This window comes from Ruegeria sp. BHSA123 (assembly GCF_059613425.1).
In genome coordinates this window covers 1-21261 of record NZ_JBXWSL010000008.1, presented here as the reverse complement: position 1 = coordinate 21261, position 21261 = coordinate 1, and the positions used below count along the sequence as shown (strand labels likewise).

At 60.5% G+C, this 21261-nt stretch carries 19 protein-coding genes; 18 read left to right on the top strand and 1 reads right to left on the bottom strand.

What is annotated here, in order from left to right; all coding sequences use genetic code 11:
* Positions 1-3: 3 nt before the first annotated feature.
* From cobN to cobJ, 5 genes are read left to right on the top strand one after another with little or no spacing between them, the layout of a single operon-like run.
* Positions 4-3297 (top strand): cobaltochelatase subunit CobN, encoded by a 3294-nt coding sequence (cobN, locus tag AC2FNC_RS06305; RefSeq protein WP_496714832.1) that lies wholly within the window; start codon positions 4-6, stop codon positions 3295-3297.
* On the top strand, positions 3294-4415 hold the full coding sequence (locus AC2FNC_RS06300) for a ferredoxin-like domain-containing protein (protein ID WP_496714831.1): 1122 nt from the start codon (positions 3294-3296) through the stop codon (positions 4413-4415). Before cobN ends, AC2FNC_RS06300 begins: the two co-directional genes overlap by 4 nt.
* Positions 4415-5044: a precorrin-8X methylmutase gene (locus tag AC2FNC_RS06295; RefSeq protein WP_480504570.1), complete on the top strand. Its 630-nt coding sequence runs from the start codon at positions 4415-4417 to the stop codon at positions 5042-5044. The genes AC2FNC_RS06300 and AC2FNC_RS06295 overlap by 1 nt, the downstream gene beginning before the upstream one ends.
* Positions 5041-5769 (top strand): precorrin-2 C(20)-methyltransferase, encoded by a 729-nt coding sequence (locus AC2FNC_RS06290; RefSeq protein ID WP_480473500.1) that lies wholly within the window; start codon positions 5041-5043, stop codon positions 5767-5769. The genes AC2FNC_RS06295 and AC2FNC_RS06290 overlap by 4 nt, the downstream gene beginning before the upstream one ends.
* The gene (gene cobJ / locus AC2FNC_RS06285; RefSeq protein WP_496714830.1) at positions 5766-6530 is read left to right on the top strand and encodes a precorrin-3B C(17)-methyltransferase; all 765 of its coding nucleotides are present in this window, start codon (positions 5766-5768) and stop codon (positions 6528-6530) included. Before AC2FNC_RS06290 ends, cobJ begins: the two co-directional genes overlap by 4 nt.
* On the opposite strand, the gene AC2FNC_RS06280 is transcribed toward cobJ, so the two are convergent.
* Positions 6521-7252 carry a cobalt-precorrin-6A reductase gene (locus AC2FNC_RS06280; protein ID WP_480625039.1) on the bottom strand — a complete coding sequence of 244 codons (732 nt, stop codon included), beginning with the start codon at positions 7250-7252 and terminating at the stop codon, positions 6521-6523. The two genes, cobJ and AC2FNC_RS06280, sit on opposite strands and share 10 nt — an antisense overlap.
* On the opposite strand from AC2FNC_RS06280, the gene cbiE reads away from it, so the two are divergent.
* The 13 genes from cbiE to mdoH form a co-directional block, all read left to right on the top strand.
* Positions 7251-8450, top strand: a complete 1200-nt coding sequence (gene cbiE / locus AC2FNC_RS06275) for a precorrin-6y C5,15-methyltransferase (decarboxylating) subunit CbiE (RefSeq protein WP_496714829.1) — start codon at positions 7251-7253, stop codon at positions 8448-8450. The genes AC2FNC_RS06280 and cbiE overlap by 2 nt on opposite strands.
* A complete protein-coding gene (locus AC2FNC_RS06270; RefSeq protein ID WP_480476793.1) occupies positions 8447-8815 on the top strand; it encodes a cobalamin biosynthesis protein in 369 nt (122 codons plus the stop codon). Before cbiE ends, AC2FNC_RS06270 begins: the two co-directional genes overlap by 4 nt.
* Positions 8812-9606, top strand: a complete 795-nt coding sequence (cobM, locus tag AC2FNC_RS06265; RefSeq protein WP_480603102.1) for a precorrin-4 C(11)-methyltransferase — start codon at positions 8812-8814, stop codon at positions 9604-9606. Before AC2FNC_RS06270 ends, cobM begins: the two co-directional genes overlap by 4 nt.
* Positions 9593-10915, top strand: coding sequence for a cobyrinic acid a,c-diamide synthase CobB (locus AC2FNC_RS06260; protein WP_496714828.1), 1323 nt, complete (start codon positions 9593-9595; stop codon positions 10913-10915). Before cobM ends, AC2FNC_RS06260 begins: the two co-directional genes overlap by 14 nt.
* Positions 10912-11640, top strand: coding sequence for a uroporphyrinogen-III C-methyltransferase (cobA, locus tag AC2FNC_RS06255; RefSeq protein ID WP_496714827.1), 729 nt, complete (start codon positions 10912-10914; stop codon positions 11638-11640). Before AC2FNC_RS06260 ends, cobA begins: the two co-directional genes overlap by 4 nt.
* Positions 11633-12391: a precorrin-6A synthase (deacetylating) gene (cobF, locus tag AC2FNC_RS06250; protein ID WP_480492891.1), complete on the top strand. Its 759-nt coding sequence runs from the start codon at positions 11633-11635 to the stop codon at positions 12389-12391. The genes cobA and cobF overlap by 8 nt, the downstream gene beginning before the upstream one ends.
* A gap of 72 nt (positions 12392-12463) precedes the next feature.
* Entirely contained in the window at positions 12464-12922 is a 459-nt protein-coding gene (locus tag AC2FNC_RS06245) for a DUF302 domain-containing protein (protein WP_480603098.1), read from the top strand.
* A 79-nt stretch (positions 12923-13001) separates the two neighbouring features.
* Entirely contained in the window at positions 13002-14621 is a 1620-nt protein-coding gene (locus AC2FNC_RS06240) for a thiamine pyrophosphate-binding protein (RefSeq protein WP_480553853.1), read from the top strand.
* Complete coding sequence (locus tag AC2FNC_RS06235) at positions 14608-15792, top strand: CaiB/BaiF CoA transferase family protein (protein WP_496714826.1); 1185 nt, start codon at positions 14608-14610, stop codon at positions 15790-15792. The genes AC2FNC_RS06240 and AC2FNC_RS06235 overlap by 14 nt, the downstream gene beginning before the upstream one ends.
* 179 nt (positions 15793-15971) lie before the next feature.
* On the top strand, positions 15972-17342 hold the full coding sequence (locus AC2FNC_RS06230) for a tetratricopeptide repeat protein (RefSeq protein ID WP_480473515.1): 1371 nt from the start codon (positions 15972-15974) through the stop codon (positions 17340-17342).
* Positions 17343-17370: 28 nt separating this feature from the next.
* A complete protein-coding gene (locus AC2FNC_RS06225; protein ID WP_480517648.1) occupies positions 17371-18588 on the top strand; it encodes an OpgC family protein in 1218 nt (405 codons plus the stop codon).
* Positions 18585-20084, top strand: a complete 1500-nt coding sequence (locus AC2FNC_RS06220) for an OpgD/OpgG family glucan biosynthesis protein (protein WP_480517650.1) — start codon at positions 18585-18587, stop codon at positions 20082-20084. The genes AC2FNC_RS06225 and AC2FNC_RS06220 overlap by 4 nt, the downstream gene beginning before the upstream one ends.
* Positions 20081-21261 (top strand): glucans biosynthesis glucosyltransferase MdoH (gene mdoH / locus AC2FNC_RS06215; RefSeq protein ID WP_496714870.1); only part of this gene is annotated, 1181 nt, incomplete at its 3' end. The genes AC2FNC_RS06220 and mdoH, both read left to right, overlap by 4 nt.

The window sequence follows — 21261 nt, the reverse complement described above, 5'->3', positions numbered from 1 at the left end:
GTCATGCACGTCGTCTTTCGCGAAAGCCACGGGCTCGAGGAAACCGAGACCCCAACCGATCTGGGCCAAAGCCCGGCCGATCTGGTTGTACTGTCCTTTTCCGACAGTGACCTGGGCGCTTTCGCGGAGGGCTGGCATCGCGGCGGCGGACCTGAGGGGCGGATGCCCACGATGCGGCTGGCCAATCTTGCTGCATTGAAACACCCCCTGTCCGTCGACACCTATGTTGAACAGACACTTGAAGGCGCAAAGGGCATCCTGATCCGTCTGATCGGCGGCGTGCCCTATTGGTCTTACGGGCTGCAACAGGTTCTGGCACTGGCGCAGGCCAAAGGCATCGCGCTGGCCGTTCTACCGGCGGATGGGCGAGAAGACACTCGGTTGGATGAGTATTCGACCCTGCCCCTCTCGACCCTGCGGCGGCTGGCACATCTGTGTGATACCGGCGGAGAAGTCGCCGCGCAGGCCGCATTGGCCCAGATGGCGTTAGCAGCAGGGCTTTATGCCGGCCCGGTGATGGGCGCGAAAACCCTGCCCGAATGCGGTGCGTGGTGCCCGGAACAGGGTGTCATCCCGGTGGATTCCGCGTTCGAGAACGATGCTAAACGCATTCTCGTAACCTTCTACCGTGCTTATCTGACATCAGCAGACACAGCCCCGGTCGCGGCCCTGATCCGCAGCTTGCGCGCCCGCGGGCTCCAGGCGGTGGGTTTGTTCGCCCCGTCGCTCAAGGCCCCGGCCGCTGCCGACTGGCTCAGGGAACAGGTCGTTGCCCTGAGACCATCGGCCATCATCAACGCCACTTCATTCTCGGGAAAGGGCGCGTCTGGCACGTCGCCTTTGGACGCAGCGGATGTGCCGGTGTTTCAGGTCGCCCTCGCCACCTCGCGACGCAAGGCTTGGGCCGAGGCCGAACGCGGCCTGTCGCCTGCCGACCTCGCCATGCATGTGGTATTACCCGAAGTGGACGGGCGAATATCAGCAGGCATTGCCTCCTTCAAAGAGCCGGGCAAGCGCGATCCGCATCTGGAATACTCGCGTTTTGCGCATCGGGCCGAGCCGGACCGGATCGAGGCGATCATCGACCGGGTATCGGGCTGGCTCGCCCTGAATGACAAACCCAAGGCAGACCAGATCCCCGCGTTGGTACTGTCCACATATCCAGGCAAAGACTGGCAGATGGCCCATGCGGTCGGTCTCGACGCGTTGGCCTCAGCCGAAGCGATGCTGTCTGATCTTCACGGTGAAGGCTACGACATCACGGCTGCCGAACCGATTGCCGACACACTCTTGGACGCCCGGGTATCGTGGCCGCTTGAGGATTATCTGAGTGCACTCGCTGAATTGCCCGAGACCCTGCGCACCGATCTGCACACCGTATGGGGCGATCCCGAGCAAGACCCAATTTTCGCTCATGACGCGTTTCACTTCACGGCTTTGCGACGCGGCAAGGCACTGGTCGCACTGCAACCAGAACGCGGAACACCCGAGCTGCGCGATGACGACTATCACGACCTTTCGCGCACCCCGCGCCATAGCTATGTCGCCTTCTATTTGTGGCTGCGCAAAGGTCTTGGAGCGGATGCGCTGATCCATATCGGTGCGCATGGCACGCTGGAATGGCTGCCCGGCAAATCAGTCGCCCTATCGGCAAACTGTTGGCCCGAGGCACTGATCCGTGACCTGCCGGTGATCTACCCGTTCATCGTCAACGACCCGGGCGAGGCCGCGCAGGCCAAACGCCGGATCGGCGCGGTGACCCTGGGCCACATCCCGCCTCCCATGAAAGAAAGCGGAACGCCTGACCGGATGGTGCGGCTGGAAGCCCTGCTGGACGAATTTTCAAACGCGGACGGTCTTGACCCCAGACGCCGCGACCGGCTGCAGGAAGATATCCGGGAAGAAGCACAGGCCATTGGACTGGAGAACGATCTGGGTCTGGATCAGGCCACCAGCACCGCCGAAGCAATCACGCGCATTGACCGCTTTGTCTGCGATATCAAAGAAAGTCAGTTCGGCGACGGGCTGCACGTCTATGGGCGTGTACCGGACGTGACCGGCAGTTTCGACCCAGCCCCATCCGCCCATGCCGAACGCAAGGCCCTGATCAATGCGCTGGCCGGCAAGAGGATCGAGGCTGGCCCGTCCGGCTCGCCCTATCGGGGCCGCTTTGACGTGCTGCCGACCGGGCGAAACCTTTACACCACCGATCCGCGATCTGTGCCCACCCGCGCAGCTTACACGCAAGGCGTGAAACTGGCCGAGGAACTGGTACGGCGGCACTTGCAGGAGGAAGGTGATTACCCGAAAGGGCTGATTGTCGATCTGTGGGGATCGGCCACCATGCGCACTGCGGGCGAAGAATTCGCCATGGCCCTGCACCTGCTGGGTGTAAAGCCGGTTTGGGACAAGGGATCCGAGCGGGTTTCGGGTATCGAAGTTTTACCCATCACCGACCTGAGCCGCCCGCGTCTGGACGTCACCCTGCGGGTTTCGGGCTTGTTTCGCGATGTGTTCCCCACATTGTCAGCCCTTTATGGTCAGGCGGTTCGGGCTTTGTCAGAGCGTGATGAAGCGACCGACTGGAACCCCTATGCCGGTCACGCCCCGGCTACGCGGGTGTTTGGCCCGGCACCCGGCAGTTACGGCCTGAACATGACCCATCTGTCCGAGACCTATACGGACGAGGCGCGCGCCCAAGCCGGGGAGGCATGGCTTGAGGCCAGCTCGTACGCGCTGGAAGGTGAACACATCGCGCAGGACAAAGCGGGAATCACGGATCGTGTCGCCAATGCCGACAGTTTTGTTCACCTCCAGGATCTGACGGAAACTGACCTGCTGCTGGCCAACGACTATGCCACGCATGAAGCCGGTTTTGCCGCCGCCAAAAAGGTCGCTGGGGGCACCGCTCAGCTTTACCATCTGGACAACACCAACCCAGATAATCCGCGCGCCCGGACTCTGCCGGAAGAAATCAGCCGCGTCGTTCATGCCCGCGCTGCCAACCCCGGCTGGATTGCGGGGATGCAGCGCCATGGTTTTCGCGGCGCCGCCGAGATTGCTGCGACGCTGGATCACATGGCCTCTTTCGCGCATCTGTCCGGCACTGTCGCTCCGCATCTGTTTGATCTCTATCACGAAGCCACATTGGGTAATGAGGCCGTTGATACCTTTCTGCAAGAGACCAACCCGAAGGCACATCAGGCCATGCAAGACAGGTTCCGTGCATTGCTGGAAGCGGGGCTTTGGAACACGCGCCGGAATTCGATCCGGGCCGATTTGGAGGGTTTGAGATGAGTGCACCTATCGTTCAAGGCTGGTGTCCCGGCGCGCATCGCCCGATGATGTCAGGCGACGGGCTGGTCGTGCGGGTCCGTCCGCGCCTGGCGCGACTGAATGCCAGGCAGGCTATTGGCTTGTGCGAATTGGCTGAACGGTTCGGCAACGGCACCATTGACCTGACCAATCGTGCCAACCTGCAACTGCGCGGCGTGGATGAGCGCGACCACCAGCCGTTGCTTGTGGAACTTGCGGCGCTGGACTTGCTTGATGCGGAACCCGGCATCGAAGTACGCCGCAATATTCTGGTCACTCCGCTCTATCAGGCGGGCGATTTGACCGCGCGGCTGACGCAGGAATTGATCGATCGACTGGCGGAACTGCCTGCTCTGCCCGCTAAGTTCGGTTTTGCCATAGATACAGGCCCGACGCGCCTGTTGGCCTCGGATTCCGCAGATATTCGTCTGGAACTGGGTGCTGACGGTCTGATCCTGCGCGCCGACGGCTGCAAAACCGGGCGGTGTGTGGCCGAAGGCGACGCCATCGACCACGTGATCGCGCTGGCCCGTTGGTTTGCCCAGACCTATACGGCCGAGACACGCCGCATGGCGCGGGTCGCCTACGCGCTGCCACAGGATTGGCAGGGATTTGCCCCCGGTCCTATCGGTGAAAAACTGCAACCCGGCCCCTGTGAACTGGGTTCTCTCTACGGCGCGGCATTCGGCTCGCTGCCTGCGCGCAAGCTTTGTGAACTGATCGAAGCCAGCGGCGCTTCTGCCCTGCGTGTCACCCCGTGGCGGCTGATCCTGCTGGAAGGCGGGGCGGCGATACCCTCCCCGGATTTCGTCATGGACGGAGCCGATCCGATGATGACAACCGACGCCTGCCCCGGCGCGCCGTTCTGCCCGCAAGCGCAGGTGGAAACCCGCGACATCGCCCGTGCATTGGCCCGGCGCATTCCCGGTCGCCTGCATGTCTCGGGCTGCGCCAAGGGATGCGCCCATATGGGCCCGGCCGAGATCACAGTGGTCGGCAACAACGGGCGATTTGATCTTGTCAAACAGGGCCGCGCAGGGGATGAGCCCTGCCAACGCGGGCTCGCCCCCGAAACACTCATGACCATGGACTTCACCTGATGCCCTACACTTACGAAACTGATGGCGCGGCGATCTACAAGGAAAGCTTTGCCACCATCCGGTCCGAGGCTGATCTGACCCGCTTTGATGCCGATGAAGAGCAGGTCGCCGTTCGGATGATCCACGCCGCCGGCATGGTCGGGCTGGAGGAGTTTGTACATTTCTCACCCGGATTTGTGCAGACTGCACGCACGGCGCTGGAAAACGGCGCGGCGATCCTGTGTGACGCGCGCATGGTCAGCGAAGGTGTGACCCGCTTCCGTCTGCCTGCCGACAACCAGGTGATCTGCACCCTGCATGACGAACGCGTGCGCCCTCTGGCCGCCGAGATGAGCAACACCCGTTCTGCCGCTGCGCTGGAACTCTGGCGTCCGCATCTGGAAGGTGCTCTGGTCGCCATTGGAAACGCGCCCACCGCGCTGTTTCACTTGCTGAACATGCTGGAAGACCCGGATTGCCCGCGCCCTGCAGCGATCATCGGCTGCCCGGTCGGATTTGTCGGAGCGATGGAATCCAAAGACGCGTTGTGGCAGGCGCAACCCGTCCCCTCCTGCATTGTCAAAGGCCGTCTGGGTGGCAGCGCCATCACCGTTGCAGCCATCAACGCCATCGCAAGCCGGGCGGAATGAAAATGGGTACCATATACGGCGTGGGCCTTGGCCCCGGTGACCCTGATCTGATGAGTGTCCGGGCCGATCGCCTTCTTCGCAACGCCAAACACGTGGCATTCTTTCGCAAACCGGGTCGCAGCGGTCAGGCCCGCAAAATCGTCAACGGGATGATCCCCGAAGGCGCGATTGAATTCCCGATGGAATACCCGGTGACCACCGAAATCCCGGTCACTGATCCGCGTTATAACGAGTTGCTGGCCGCGTTCTATGAAGAGTGCACAGCACACCTGAAGACGCTGTCGGAACAGGGTGAGGATGTGGTGGTACTGTGTGAGGGCGATCCGTTTTTCTACGGCTCGTTCATGCATCTTTACAATCGGTTGCGTGACGAAGCTCCGGTCGAGGTTGTACCAGCCATCACCGGTATGTCCGGTGCATGGACGGCCACCGGCGATCCGATCACCTGGGGGGATGATGTGCTGACCGTTCTGGTCGGCACCCTGCCCGAGGAGGTTCTGGCTGAACGCATGGCGAAGACAGATGCTTTGGTCGTGATGAAGATCGGGCGGAACATCGACAAGGTGAAACGCGCACTGAAAACCTCCGGGTTGTACGACCGCGCATGGATTGTCGAATACGCGCAAATGCCGAACCAGACGGTGACAAAACTGTCTGAGGCCTGCGAGAAGATCACCCCGTATTTCTCGATAATCGTTGTTCATGGTCAGGGGCGCCGACCATGAGCGGCTGGGTCAAGATCGCAGGCCTTGGTCCGGGCAACGAAGCGCAGGTCACCCCCGAAGTTACAGCGGCTTTGGCCGACGCCACTGATGTGGTGGGCTATATCCCTTATGTGGCCCGCGTGGCCGACCGCCCCGGCCTGACCCTGCACGCCAGTGACAACCGGGTTGAAATCGACCGCTCGCAACACGCGCTGCAAATGGCCGCCGACGGCAGGCGGGTGGTTGTTGTGTCCTCGGGCGATCCCGGTGTGTTTGCTATGGCTGCAGCTGTGTTCGAAGCGTTGGAGAATGGCCCAACAGAATGGCGTGACATTCAGATAGATGTGCTGCCGGGGATCACCGCGATGCTGGCCGCATCTGCCCGCGCAGGCGCTCCGATGGGGCATGATTTCTGCGCCATCAACCTTAGCGACAACCTAAAGCCCTGGTCGCTGATCGAAAAACGCCTGCGCTTGGCTGCGCAGGCCGATTTCTCGATGGCATTCTACAACCCCCGCTCGAAGTCACGCCCGGAAGGTTTTGTAAAGACATTGGAAATCCTGCGCGAAGAATGCGAGCCCAAGCGGGTGATCCTGTTTGCGCGCGCCGTGTCACGAGCGGATGAGGCGATCCGGATTTCCACACTGGCCGAGGCCACGCCCGAGATGGCGGATATGCAGACCGTGGTAATTGTTGGCTCCTCGCGCACTCGCGTCATCGAACGCAATGGCACGCCGATCGTCTATACGCCACGCTTCACCCCGGTCGAGGATCAGGGATGAGACAGCCAGTCCAGAACCTGTGCGACAGTCGAAAGCTCGGTCCGCTTGGGAAGCACCGGGCGGTCGATCATAAGCACTGGCAGGCCCAGCGCCCGCGCTGCGTCCAGCTTGGCGCGCGCGCCCGAGCCGCCCGCGTTCTTGGACACCACAAGTTGCGTCCTATGTTGCTGCATCAGTGCGCGGTCATCGGCTTCTGCAAAAGGACCCCGGGCCACGACAATCTGCGCCAGAGGCAAGGGCAAGCTGTCGGGTTCGTCCACCAGACGCAGCAGGTAGTGGTGCTGGGGCTGGGCAGCAAAGTCTTCAAGATGCATACGTCCGACAGCCAGGAACACACGCTGAGGATCACCTGCAAGCGCATCGACGGCGGCAGGGATATCGGGCACGCGGTGCCAGACATCGCCGGGTTGCGGCTTCCACGCCGCGCGGGTCAAGGCGGCCAGTGGAACCTGAGTTGTGTGACACGCCTCAATCGCGTTCCGGCTCATCTGCGCCGCAAATGGATGGGTCGCATCCACGACATGGGTGATCGCGTTTTCACGGATGTAGTGGGCCAGACCTTCCGGGCCGCCAAACCCGCCAACTCGCACCGGCAACGGCTGCGGACGCGGGGTTTCCACCCGTCCCGCATAAGAATACACAGCCGTAATCCCTTGTTCCGCAACAGCTTTGGCCAAAGCGTTGGCCTCGGTCGTGCCGCCAAGAATCAGGAGGTTGGGCATGTCTGAGTCTCCGTGGCTGACCGTTTTGGGATTGGGCGAAGATGGGCTTGATGGCCTGTCGCCTGCAAGCCGTCAAGTGCTGGACCGGGCCGAAGTGATCATGGGGCCGCCTCGTCACCTGTCGCTGCTGCCGGAAAACGAGGCTGAACGGGTCGAATGGCCGGTGCCGTTCTCGGACGGATTGCCGATCCTGAAAGGCCTGCGCGGACGGCAGACGGTGGTTCTGGCGTCAGGTGATCCGTTCTGGTTTGGCGCAGGGTCCGTCATCGCGCGTAACTTCGATGCCAAAGAGTGGACCGCCCTGCCCGGCCAGTCCACGTTTTCGCTGGCCGCCGCGCGGCTGGGCTGGCCTTTGGAAAGCACGCCGACGTTCGGCCTGCACGCTGCGCCTTTGACCCGATTGCGGCCGCATCTGGCCCCGGATCTTCATGCCATTGTGCTTTTGCGTGACGGCAAGGCGGTTGCTGAACTGGCGACATATCTGAGCGAAACCGGTTTTGCCGACAGCGCGTTGCATGTGATGCAGGCCCTCGGCGGCCCGCGGGAAAGCATCCAGACAGTGAGCCTGACCGAAGCTCTGCTGGGAACCTTCGATCATCCTGTCTGCGTCGGGTTGGAAGTGACCGGCACTGGGCAGGGACTGTCCAAGGCCTCGGGCAAGCCGGATGATCTATTTGAAACCGACGGCCAGATCACCAAACGCCCGATCCGGGCACTGACCCTGTCCGCACTGGCACCGCAGCGGGGCGAACATCTGTGGGACATTGGCGGTGGCACCGGCTCGATCAGTATTGAATGGCTGATGTGCGACCCGACCCTGACCGCCGCCAGTATCGAACCCCGCGCCGACAGGGCCGAACGCATTCGCCGCAATGCCGACGCGCTGGGGCAGGATCGGTTACAGGTTGTCCACGGCACAGCACCCGAAGCGCTGGCCGGTTTGCCACTGCCGGATGTGGTTTTCATCGGCGGTGGGCTAAGCGCCAGCCTGCTGGCGTGGCTTCGCGACGCCCTGCCCGCTGGCACCCGGATGGTCGCCAACGCGGTAACGCTGGAAAGCGAAGCCCTGTTGGCGCGATGGCACCAAGACCTGGGCGGAGACCTGTTGCGGATCGAACTGGCTCATTCTGCACCGCTCGGACCGCGGCGCGGCTGGAAATCTGCCTATCCGGTCGTCCAGTGGAGCGTGACGTTATGATCGTGGCAGGCTTGGGCTTCTCATCCGACGCGACGGCAGACAGTTTGCGCGCCGCCTATGACGCGGCAGCGGCCAGCCATGATGTCCAAGCTCTGGCGACGGTCGCTGACAAAAACGGCCACTCTGCGCTGGTGGCCTTTGCGGAAAGCCTTGCTCTTCCGCTGCATTTCGTGGCGGCTGCCGATTTGGCCGGACAACGCACCCTGACATGCTCGAACCGCAGCCGTGCCGCTTATGGCACCGGCAGCGTTGCCGAAGCATCGGCCCTTGCCGCCGCCGGGTCCGGCGCGCGACTGCTTTCACCCAGACATATTTCGGACGACCGGCTGGCCACCTGCGCCATCGCCATCGGAGGACAAACATGACCGTTCATTTCATCGGCGCCGGACCGGGCGCTGCAGACCTGTTGACATTGCGTGGGCGCGACATCATCGCCTCGTGTCCCGTGTGCCTTTATGCCGGATCGCTGGTGCCCGAGGAAATTCTGAGCCACTGCCCCAAAGACGCAAAAATCATCAACACTGCGCCCATGGATCTGGACCAGATCATGGCCGAGATCGAAGTCGCGCATAAAGCGGGTCAGGATGTGGCACGGCTGCATTCGGGCGATTTGTCAGTCTGGTCAGCGATGGGCGAACAAATCCGACGCCTGAAAGAAGTGGGCATTCCGGTCAGCGTCACCCCTGGCGTGCCATCCTTTGCCGCCGCCGCAGCGGCCCTGGGCACCGAACTAACCCTGCCGGGACTAGCGCAGTCGGTGGTTCTGACCAGAACTCCGGGGCGCGCGTCATCCATGCCCGAAGGTGAAACCCTGGTTAATTTTGCCCGTACCGGCGCGACACTGGCCATTCATCTGTCAATCGGCAATCTGGACAAGGTTATTGCAGACCTGACCCCGGCTTATGGCCCGGACTGCCCGGTGGCCGTTGTGTATCGCGCAAGCTGGCCGGATGAACAGATCATCCGCGCAACGCTGGAAACCCTGAAAGGGTCGCTGGATGAAAGCATCTCGCGCACGGCTTTGATCATGGTCGGCCCCGCGCTGGCCGGTGAGGGTTTTGAGGAAAGCTGTCTTTATTCCAGAGATTACGACCGCCGCTATCGCCCGCAAAGTGCCGACAGCCCTTGGTCAAGCTGGAGCCATGGTGATGACTAACCCTCCGGGTATTCTGATTTCAGCACCCTCTTCGGGTACTGGCAAGACGACAGTCATGCTGGGCCTTTTGCGCGCGCTGGCCGAAGATGGCCTGACCGTGCAACCCTTTAAAAGCGGGCCGGATTATATCGATCCCGCCTTTCACCGGGCAGCTGCCGGGCGGGCTTCGTTCAATTTGGACAGCTGGGCGATGGCAGATCCCCTGCTCAGTGCAATTTCTGCTCAGGCCGAAGGCGCTGACATTGTGGTGGCCGAGGGCTCGATGGGTTTGTTCGACGGTGTCGCAAAGCCTGGCGAAGTCGGGCAAGGATCGAGCGCCGAGACCGCCCTGCGCATGGGCTGGCCCGTTGTGCTTGTGCTGGATGTGGGCGGGCAGGCACAATCAGCGGCGGCAACGGCGCTGGGGTTCAGGATGTACAATCCCGATCTGCCCTTTGCCGGAGTGATCCTGAACCGATGCGCCAGCCCCCGCCACGAACGCCTGACCCGTCTGGGAATGGAGCGCGCGGGCCTGCCTGTTCTGGGCGTGCTGCCCCGCCGTGGTGATTTGACCCTGCCAGAGCGGCATCTGGGACTTATTCAGGCGGTCGAACACCCCGATCTGGAAAGCGCCATTGTAGGCTATGCTGCGTTTTTACGAGAACATGTGGACCTTGACGCAATCAAGCGGGCAGCTTCCTCAGGCCCCAGCGGACCTTCGTCAGCCGCACTGCCGCGGCCCCCGGCCCAGCGGATCGCGCTGGCCCGTGATGCCGCCTTTTCCTTTACCTATCCCCACCTTTTGCAAGGGTGGCACGAAGCGGGTGCCGAGATCTTGCCTTTTTCACCCTTGGCAGACGAACCTCCGGCGGCGGATGCCGATCTGGTCTGGCTGCCCGGCGGGTATCCCGAATTGCACGCCGGAACATTGGCAGCGGCCACCACCTTTCTGAGTGGTTTGCGTAAACACGCGGAAACAAAACCGGTGCACGGAGAATGCGGCGGCTACATGGCGCTTGGTCAGGCGCTGATCGACAAGGACGGCGTGCACCACGAAATGGCTGGTTTGCTGGGCCTTGTCACATCTTATCAGAAGCGCAAGTTCAACCTTGGTTATAGAAAGGCCGCCCTTCTGGCCCCTATGCCCGGCTTTGCCAAAGGCTCGGCCTTGCGCGGACACGAGTTCCATTATTCCTCGATCGTGGACCAACCGGACGCCCCATTGGCACGCGTGTTTGACGCCGAAGGGGAAGAAGGCCCGCAAACCGGATCACTGCGTGGCAATGTCACTGGCACGTTCTTTCACCTGATTGCGGAGGCGTCGGCATGAGTGGCTTTGTCTCTTTCATCGGCTCTGGCCCCGGAGATCCGGAACTGCTGACGCTCAAGGCGGTGGACCGGATGCAAAAGGCCGACGCGATCTTGTTCGACGATCTCAGCAGCGGCCCGATCCTGAGCCATGCGCGCGACGATGCGGATCTGGTTGGTGTCGGAAAGCGGGCCGGTCGTCCGTCACCCAAGCAGGACCATGTCAGCCGGTTGCTGGTGGATTACGCGCAATCCGGTCAGCATGTGGTGCGCCTGAAATCCGGAGACGGCGGTATGTTCGGACGGCTTGAGGAAGAGCTTGTCGCCCTGCGCGTAGCCGGTATCGCCTATGAGATCATTCCCGGCGTCCCCTCAGCAGTGGCAGCGGCAGCGGCCGCAGGCATTCCATTGACGCGTCGGCTTACGGCCCGGCGGGTTCAGTTCGTGACCGGCCATGACGTCAGTGGTGAGTTGCCCGACGACCTGAACCTCAAGGCGCTGGCCGATCCGCAGGCCACCACCGTCGTTTTCATGGGCAAACGCACCTTCCCCTTGCTCGTCGAAGCCCTGCACACTCAAGGTTTGCCTTTGGATACTCCGGCGCTTATGGCCGAATCCGTCTCAACCCCCGACCAAAAACTGCAACGCGCCACGATTGGCGCGCTGGCAGAGCAGCTGAAAACCGAGATCGGCAAAGCACCGGCACTGATTCTTTACGGCCCGCTGGCGGAGTTCGACGATGATTGATCTGAGCCTGATCGGCATCGGCACCGGCAATCCGGATCATGTAACGTTTCAGGGCGCGCAGGCGATCCGGGCGGCGGATTTGATCCTGATTCCACGCAAAGGGGAAAACAAGGCTGATCTGGCCGGGCTACGTGAAGCGATCATTGAGCGTGTCGCCGAAACGCCGCCACAGATCGCCTATTTCGATATTCCCCAGCGCCGGGCCGACGATGGCTACCTGCGCGGTGTCGATGAATGGCACGACGCCATCGCCCTGCGCTGGCAAGCGGCCATTGCCGCTCATCCAGAGGCGCAGCATGTCGCGTTGCTGATCTGGGGGGATCCGTCCCTCTATGACAGCTCATTGCGTATCGCTGCCCGGTTGAACCCGCAACCCGATACCAAGGTTATCCCCGGCATCACCGCGTTGCAGGCGCTGACCGCTGCCCATGTGATTCCCATCAATGATCTGGGCGCGCCCTACGTTGTCACAACCGGTCGTCGTATCCGGGACGAAGGCTGGCCCGATGCGGCCTCGAACGTCGCGGTGATGCTGGATGGCGAATGCTCGTTCCAAACCCTTGATTTGGCAGATTATGACATCTGGTGGGGCGCCTATGTGGGTATGAAAGAAGAGGTTCTGATCAGTGGCCCGCTGGATGAAGTCGCGCAGAACATCCTTGAGACCCGGGCGAAGGCCCGCGCCGAACATGGCTGGATCATGGATATCTACCTGTTAAAGACGCGCCGGAAAAACCGCACGGGCACATGAACACGGGTTTGTGATGTCGCGGGACGGTAAGGTCTGGCACACAGGTTGCACCTCAATACAGGAGACGTGACAATGAAAGCCCTCATTCCCTTGCTCTGCCTGATCACTTTACCCGTTTGGGCACAAGACGCCCCAGCCGGTTGGGCCGTGTTTCCTGCGGACAAAACCTATTCGGAACTGGTCGATGCAACCAAGGCTGCGATCAAGGACAACGGATTGATAGTGGTCACGCAGGCCGGCCCCACCAAGGCAGCTGCGGCGCGCGGAATCACCATTCCGGGCAATCTGGTTATTGGCGCGTTCAACAACGATTACGCGGTAAGGGTGCTGGAAACCTCTACCAATGCAATGATCGAAGCACCGATCCGTTTCTATGTCACCGAGAACGAGGACGGAACCGCAACCCTGTCTTACAAGACCCCCAGTTTCGTGTTTGACCCTTACATGGCGGAAGGCGGACAAGCTTTGCAGGACATTGCTGCAGAACTTGATAAAACCTTTCAATCTGTCGCTGAAGACGCAGTCAAATAGTCACACTGACGTGATCCGCCTTGCGTCTGGTGGCGTCCTCCGCAATCTGCTTCGAAACGGTTATCTCGGAGCATGACTGATGCAGGACCCCACGCCGCGCGCCGCCGATCTTCTGGCCCAACGCCTGTATGAAGCGGGGTGCCGCCACGCCTTTGGAATGCCGGGGGGTGAGGTCCTGACACTGGTGGATGCGCTTGAAAAGGCGGGCATCACCTTTCATCTGACAAAACATGAAAACTCGGCCGGATTCATGGCCGAGGCCGTGCATCACCGCGACGGCGCGCCTGCGATTCTGGTCGCCACTTTGGGTCCGGGCGCGATGAACGGCATCAATGTGGTGGCCAATGCGTTGCAGGACCGTGTTCCGATGATCGTTCTGACCGGTTGCGTCGATGCGGACGAGGCGCTGACCTATACTCATCAGGTCATGGATCACAGCCAGGTTTACCGTTCCATCACCAAGGGCACGTTCACACTGACGGCCAAGGGCGCGGATATCGTCGCAGACAAGGCTGTGTCGCTTGCCACACAGCCGCGACCGGGCCCGGTCCATATCGATGTTCCGATCTCGGTCGCCGATACGCCAGTGACGGGCGTGAAACGCCGCCGTCTGGCCAAGGTCGCGCCCGTCAGCCCCAATGGCGAATGCCTTGAAAAGGCCCGGCGCTGGGTGGCTGAGGCCGAGCGCCCAATCGCCATTATTGGTCTCGATGTCCTCTATGACGACTCGCGCAGTGTGGTGCAGGCGTTTTTGGAACATTTCGGAATTCCATTTGTGACCACCTACAAGGCCAAGGGTGTTGTTCCCGAAGATCACCCATTGTGTTTGGGCGGCGCTGGCCTGTCGCCTTTGGCAGACAAGCACCTTGTCCCATTGGTCGAACAAGCCGATCTGGTGCTGTGTCTGGGGTATGACCCGATCGAAATGCGCCCCGGCTGGCGCGAAATCTGGGACCCCGAAGAAAAGCGCGTCATCGACATATCAGCGGTGATCAATGACCACTACATGCATCAGGCGGGTCTTAATCTGGTGGCCGACACGGGCGAGACGCTTGAGGCCATTGCCAAGGGAAACCCCGCCCGCACGACATGGCCGGGTGGTGAGCCCGCGCAGGTCAAAACCGCACTGGCATTGGCCTTTCCCACCGATGAGGACTGGGGACCCGCCGCTGTCATCGCCGAAACGCGCACTACCCTGCCCCCCGAAACACTCGCAACCGCTGACAGCGGCGCGCATCGCATTCTGCTGAGCCAGATGTGGGAATGCAGCGAAGAACGTGGGCTGATCCAATCCTCGGCGCTCTGCACCATGGGCTGTGCTGTCCCAATGGCCATTGGTCTGAAACTGGCCGAGCCCGACCGCCCGGTGATCAGCTTTTCGGGTGATGCCGGGCTTCTGATGGTCGCCGGGGAATTGTCGACGGCAGCTGAAATGGGCGGCAATCCGATCTTTCTTGTCTTCGTAGATGCCAGCCTTGCCCTTATCGAGTTGAAACAGCGGCAGCGGCAGATGGGCAAGAATGGCGTGGATTTCGGCCACCATGACTTCGCCGCCATGGGCCGTGCATTTGGTGGAAACGGCCACACTGTCCGCAACCGGGCAGAGTTGCGTGCAGCACTTGAAGCTGCTGTAAAGGCCGAGACATTTACTGTCATCGCCGCTGAAATCGACCGTGGAGGATACGATGGCCGCATCTGAGGGCCCGCTGAAGGGCGTCAAAGTTCTGGACCTCAGCCGTATTCTGGCCGGGCCAACCTGCACGCAGTTGCTGGGTGATCTGGGCGCAAGTGTCATCAAGATCGAGAACCCTGCCACCGGGGGCGACGACACACGGCAATGGGGTCCGCCCTATGTCACCGATGCCGATGGCAACCGTTCGGACCTGAGCGCCTATTTCATGTCAGCGAACCGAAACAAAAAATCTGTGGCCCTGGATATCGCAACCGAGAAAGGTCAGGCGGAAGTACGGCGGCTGGCCTCACACGCGGATATTCTGATTGAGAATTTCAAACCTGGCGGTCTCGCGAAATACGGGCTGGACTATGCAACCCTGTCGCAGGAATTCCCTAGCCTCGTTTACTGCTCGATCTCAGGCTACGGCCAAACCGGGCCAAATGCCAGCAAACCCGGCTATGACCTGATGGCACAGGGCTATGGCGGGATCATGTCCCTGACCGGCGACCCGGAAGGCGCGCCGACGAAAGTGGGGGTCGGCATCGCTGATGTGATGTGCGGAATGTATGCAAGCGTTGGCATTCTGGCCGCGCTGCGCCACCGCGACCTGACCGGTGAAGGTCAACAGGTCGATCTGGCACTTGTTGATTCTCAGATCGCGTGGCTGATCAACGAGGGCGTCAATTACCTGACTTCTGGCAACGTTCCGCAGCGCCGTGGAAACGGGCACCCCAACATCGTGCCTTATGACGTCTACGAGACATCCGATGGGCATGTCATTCTGGCGGTTGGAAATGATGGCCAGTTCAGAAAGCTGTGCGGTTTCCTGGGACAACCCGAACTTGCCGACGACCCCAGATTCGTGACCAACCCGGCGCGACTGGAACACCGTGATGCGCTAAACGCCGTTCTTCGGCCCGCTGTCCAAGGTCTGGATACACGATCAGTAATTTCCGGTCTTGAAGCCGTGAAAGTGCCCGTAGGACCGGTCCAGACGCTGGATCAGGTTTTTGATACGGAACAGGTGGCAGCACGAAAAATGCAGATTTCGATGCAGGCCCAGCCCGGTATCGTGAACCTGATCGGGAATCCCCTGAACTTGTCACGCACGCCTGTAACATATCGCAGCGCGCCACCCACCTGCGGGGCCGATACTTACTGGGTGTTAAGCGCTGAAAACCCGTTCGACGATTGAAACACTTGCACAACTAGGCGGCAAGTTGCTGAAACATGCCTTTGAATCGGCGGATTTTTTCGACTTTCTTACACACGACATTTCACCAATTCGAGAGCGGGGTCGATACTGATACGCCGCTCTCGCACACTCTGTTACATCAAACAGTGTCAAATACCGCAATCAGATTGGACCCAAGTATGAAACAAGACGTTTTTGGACAGATGAACACCTTGGCGCAGCCGGAAGCTGTCGAAGCCTGGAATGGTGTTCTGCTTGGGTTTATGGCGCATGCCGCGGCTACACCCCAACATCTGGGCAAAGTGTTGGAGCTTGAGCCCGATTTTGCTTTGGGTCATGCCGTGAAAGGCCTGTTCATGGCCCTTCTCGGTCGGCGTGAGATGATGGCGGTTGCAGTCGAGGCTTTGGCGGCTGCCAATGCTGCGATGAGCCGGCAGCCCGTCTCGGCGCGCGAGCGGCTGTTTGTCGATGCATTGGGGCTGTATCTGGCGGGCCAACTGACACAGGCGGTGCAAAAGTTCGAAGCAGTCCTGCGCGATCATCCACAAGATACGTTGGCGATGAAACTCAGCCATGCGACCCGTTTCGTTCTGGGGGATCCGGATGGAATGCGCCGTTCGATCGAACGGGTAATGCCAGCATATGAACCCGATCACCCCGGTCGCGGCTATCTGCTGGGCTGCCATTCCTTCGCACTGGAAGAAACCGGAGCCTACGAAAAGGCCGAAATTGCAGGACGTCAGGCGCTTTGGATGGTGTCCGACGATGCCTGGGGTCTGCACGCGGTGGCCCATGTCCATGAAATGACTGGCAACGCGCAGCTGGGCCTTGACTGGCTGGCCGGACGCGAGGCGGCCTGGGCCCATTGCAACAACTTCCGCTATCACGTCTGGTGGCATAAGGCTCTGATGCATCTGGATCTGGGTCAGATTGATCAGGTGATGGATCTGTATGACAACCACGTCCGCAAGGACAAAACCGACGATTACCGCGACATCTCGAACGGAACTTCGCTGCTGATGCGGCTTGAACTTGAAGGCGTAAATGTCGGAAATCGCTGGGAAGAACTGGCTGACCTGAGTGCTGCGCGCACCGAAGACGGCTGCCTGATCTTCGCCGATCTGCACTATCTACTGGCGCTGACCGGTGACAACCGCGCCGACGCCACCGCCAAGATGCTGACCCGCATGAACAAGGATGCAGCGCGTGCCAATGACGACACCACCCGCCGTATGGCCGATCCCGGTGTCGCGGCCGCCATGGGCCTTGAAGCCTTTGGTGACGGCCATTATGGCACGGCATTTGATCACTTGTTGGCGGCGCGCGGTTCAATGCAACTGGCCGGTGGAAGCCACGCACAACGTGATGTATTTGAACGCATTACCATCGACTCGGGTCTGCGTGCCGGGCGTCTGGATGCCGTCGAACGTATTCTGGATGACCGCCGTGCTAAACGCGCCGGCGGTGAAGACAATTATGCCATTGCGCGCCGCGCCCTGATTGATGCGGCGCGCGACGGCGGAGACATGCAAAGCGTCCCCGCCGAGTAACAAGACGACCAAGAAGGACAGAGACCGTATGGCGACCATATCGCCCGCTGCTGATTTTGCACCCGTCGCGGCCTCGGCTGCGACCCCCGCCCGCACGCGTGACCCGCGACTGGATTTCTATCGCGGCATCGCGATGTTCATCATCCTGATTGCCCACATTCCCAATGATCCCTGGGCGAATTGGATCCCGGCGCGCTTTGGGTACTCAGATGCAACCGAGATCTTCGTGTTCTGTTCGGGCATGGCCTCGGCCATCGCCTTTGGCGGGGCGTTCCTGTACAAGGGCTGGTGGATGGGCACAGCCCGTGTGGCCTATCGCATCTGGCAGGTTTATTGGGCCCATATTGCCCTGTTCTTCTTTGTTGCCATGACAATGGCAGCGCTGGACCTGACCGGTGCGTTCGAGAAAACCTATGTCTCGTCGCTGAACCTTCAGCATTTCTTCGATGATCCCGCCCCGCAGATGGTGGGGCTCTTCACGCTGACTTATGTACCGAACTACTTTGACATCTTGCCGATGTATCTGGTGGTACTGGCGCTGATGCCGCTCTACATCGCGCTATACCGTATCAGTTTCTGGCTGATGGCTGCTGCATCTGTGGCAATCTGGTGTGTCACCCAGACCGGCGCGCTGGCCCTTCCGGCCGAGCCGTGGTCGGATCGGCAATGGTTTTTCAACCCGTTTGGCTGGCAATTGCTGTTCTTCACCGGATTTGCCTTGATGCGCGGCTGGATTCCCGCTCCACCGGTATCGAAATCTCTGGTCTGGGCGGCTGCCTTGTTCCTGATCCTGTCAGCTCCGTTTGGATCTTGGAAGGTCTTCCTCTGGGTCAATACCGCTGCGCCTGAGTTGGGCGCTGCGATCCGAAAGATCTGGCCACTGACTGACGAATTGCGCGACAAAACCGAGTTTGGCGCGCTGCGATATGTCCATTTTCTGTCATTGGCCTATCTGGGTTGGGCCGCGGCAGGCGAACATGGTCACCGCCTGATTGCGACGGGTCACAGCATGGGCGCGCGCGTCTGGCAGTTCCTGTTGACAGTCATCACCAAAGTCGGTCAGCAATCCCTTGCAGTCTTTGTATTTTCCATGGCGGCAGCACGACTTATCGGCGTTGCCCTTGATCAGACTGGGCGGGATGTTGCCACCGTCTTTGTCGCCAATATGATTGGCTTTGCCATGATCATTGGCGTGGCTTATCTGGCATCTTGGTTCAAGTCTCAACCCTGGAAATTGAAGAGATGAATTTAACCCGTCGCGCATTCCTCGTCTCGACGACAGCCTTGGCCTTTGCCCCATCGGCCTATGCATCCGGGGGCGCAGTCCCCTTTGACCGCGACTACGTGGTCGAATTGGCCCGCGACCTGGCCAGCCGCCCTTATGCGGAACGTGAAATGGTTCCTCAGGAATGGCAGGATCTGACTTACGAACAGTATCGCTCGATCCGATTCCGACTGGACCGGGCTTTGTGGTACGAGACCGAAACACCATTCAACGTCGATTTCTTCACACCGGGCCTGTATTTCCCCCGGACCGTCAAGGTGGAAACGGTCGAAAATGGCATGACCACACCGGTCGTTTTCGATCTGGGGATGTTCGAGAAATCTGAAGATGTGCCACAATTGCCCATCGACGAGACTCTGGGCTTTTCAGGCCTGCGCCTTCGGACCGAGATGCACCGCCCCGGCAAGACGGATGAATTCTGCGTCTGGCAGGGTGCCAGCTATTTCCGCGCTATCGGTCTGGACGAGGTCTACGGTTTGTCAGCACGCGGTCTGGCCCTGAAAACAGGTGAACCGGATGGTGAGGAATTTCCTGAATTCATCCGTTTCTGGCTGGAACGCCCCAAACCCGGCCATCGCAATATGGTCGTCCATGCGTTGATGGACAGTCCGAGCGTGACTGGCGCCTATCGCTTCAATGTCACGGCGGGGGCAGATTGCGTTATCGATGTCGAGGCCACGCTTTTTCCCCGCGAAGACCTGCCTCATGTGGGTATCGCGCCGGGCACCTCGATGTTCCTGTTCGACCAGACCAACCACAGCCGGTTTGACGATTTCCGCCCTGCCGTCCATGACAGCGACGGGCTGTTGATCCGCAATGGCGCGGGCGAGGTGTTGTGGCGTCCGCTGGCCAACCCGACCCGCCTGCAAATATCTTCCTTCGTTGACGAGAACCCGCGCGGCTTCGGGCTGATGCAGCGCAAGCGCGAGTTTTCGGACTATGCCGACCTTGAGGCGAATTATCACAAACGCCCGGGCCTGTGGGTCGAGCCTCAGAATGACTGGGGCAAAGGCACCGTTAGTTTGGTCGAAATACCGGCAGATCAGGAAATCTACGACAACATCGTTGCCTATTGGCGCCCGGCAGAACCCTATGCAGCAGGCAGTCGGGTTGACCTGTCCTATCGTCTGATATGGGGTGAGGAGCCTCAGCGCACTCCAATGCCACGGGTGACCAACACTGCCATGGGCGAGAACACCTTCGGTGAAGGGCGTTTGGCTGTCATCGATTTCGAAGGCAGCGATTTGTTCGATGATATCGAGGCGATCAGTGTCTTCGTGGATTCCCCTCATGCAGAAACCTCGGACGGTGTTCTGCAACGCAACCCGGATACGGGTGGATTGCGTCTTGCGTTTTCATTCCAGCCAGATGGGCGCGATCATGTCGAGTTGCGCGCGCAACTGCTGAAAGACAAACAGCCTGCCTCTGAGGTGTGGCTTTACCGATGGACCATATGAACCGCGATCTGCATATCATGCCGCCCGAGGCACCTCTGGCGATGCCCACGCAGAATTTCAGCGTTGGGTTCCACGATGCCGATGCCCCGTCGGGCACAGACATGGGCGCGACTGGATTTTGGCGCGCGCTTGCGTTTTCACCGGCGATGGTAGCGACATTGGGCCTGCTGTGGATCATGAGCGACTGGTTCAGCGCCCAGGGGATCAATCTGATCGAGGGCATCCTGTTGGCGCTTATCTCGTTCAACTTCTTCTGGATTTCGTTCACGGTCTGCACCGTTCTGCTGGGTATGGTTTCGCTGTCGAGACAGGATCGTCCGCAGCGCAAACGCACAGCACAGCCCCTGCGCGTTGCCCTTTTGACACCGGTATACAACGAAGTGCCATGGAACGTGCTGGGCAACGCCCGCACCATGCTCGAAGATTTGCAGGCACGCGGTGGGCAGCATCACTATGCCATGTTCATCCTGTCCGACACGCGCGATCCTGAAATCGCGGCACAGGAACAGGCCAGCGTCGAAGCCCTGCGCACCACGCTCGCCCCAGGACTGGAGTTGTATTACCGCCGTCGCGAGCAAAACACCGACCGCAAGGTGGGAAACATCGCCGACTGGGTCAGTCGCTGGGGCGCAGACTGGGACGCGATGCTGGTTCTGGATGCGGACAGCCTGATGACCGGCCGCGCTATACACCGGCTGACCGATGCGCTGGCGCGTGATCCCGGTGCCGGGCTGATTCAGAGCTATCCGCAACTGATCGGCGCGCAATCGGTTTTTGCCCGAATGCAACAATTTGCCAATGGAGTCTATGGCATCGCCTTTGCCGAAGGGTTGGCGCGTTGGTGCGGGCAAGAGGGTAATTATTGGGGCCACAACGCAATTATCCGCACCAAGGCTTTCGCTACCAGTGCCGGACTGCCCAAGATGCGTGCGATCAACGGTCAGGATAAGCTGATCATGAGCCACGATTTCGTCGAGGCTGGATTGCTGCGCCGTGCCGGATGGGCGGTGCGGTTCCTGCCGCGCATTCGGGGATCTTACGAGGAAACGCCCCCCACACTGATCGATCATGCGTTGCGGGATCGGCGTTGGTGCCAGGGCAATCTGCAACACCTGAAACTGTTGGGCTCGACTGGATTCCGGGCCGTCTCGCGTTTTCACATGTTCCACGGTGCCGT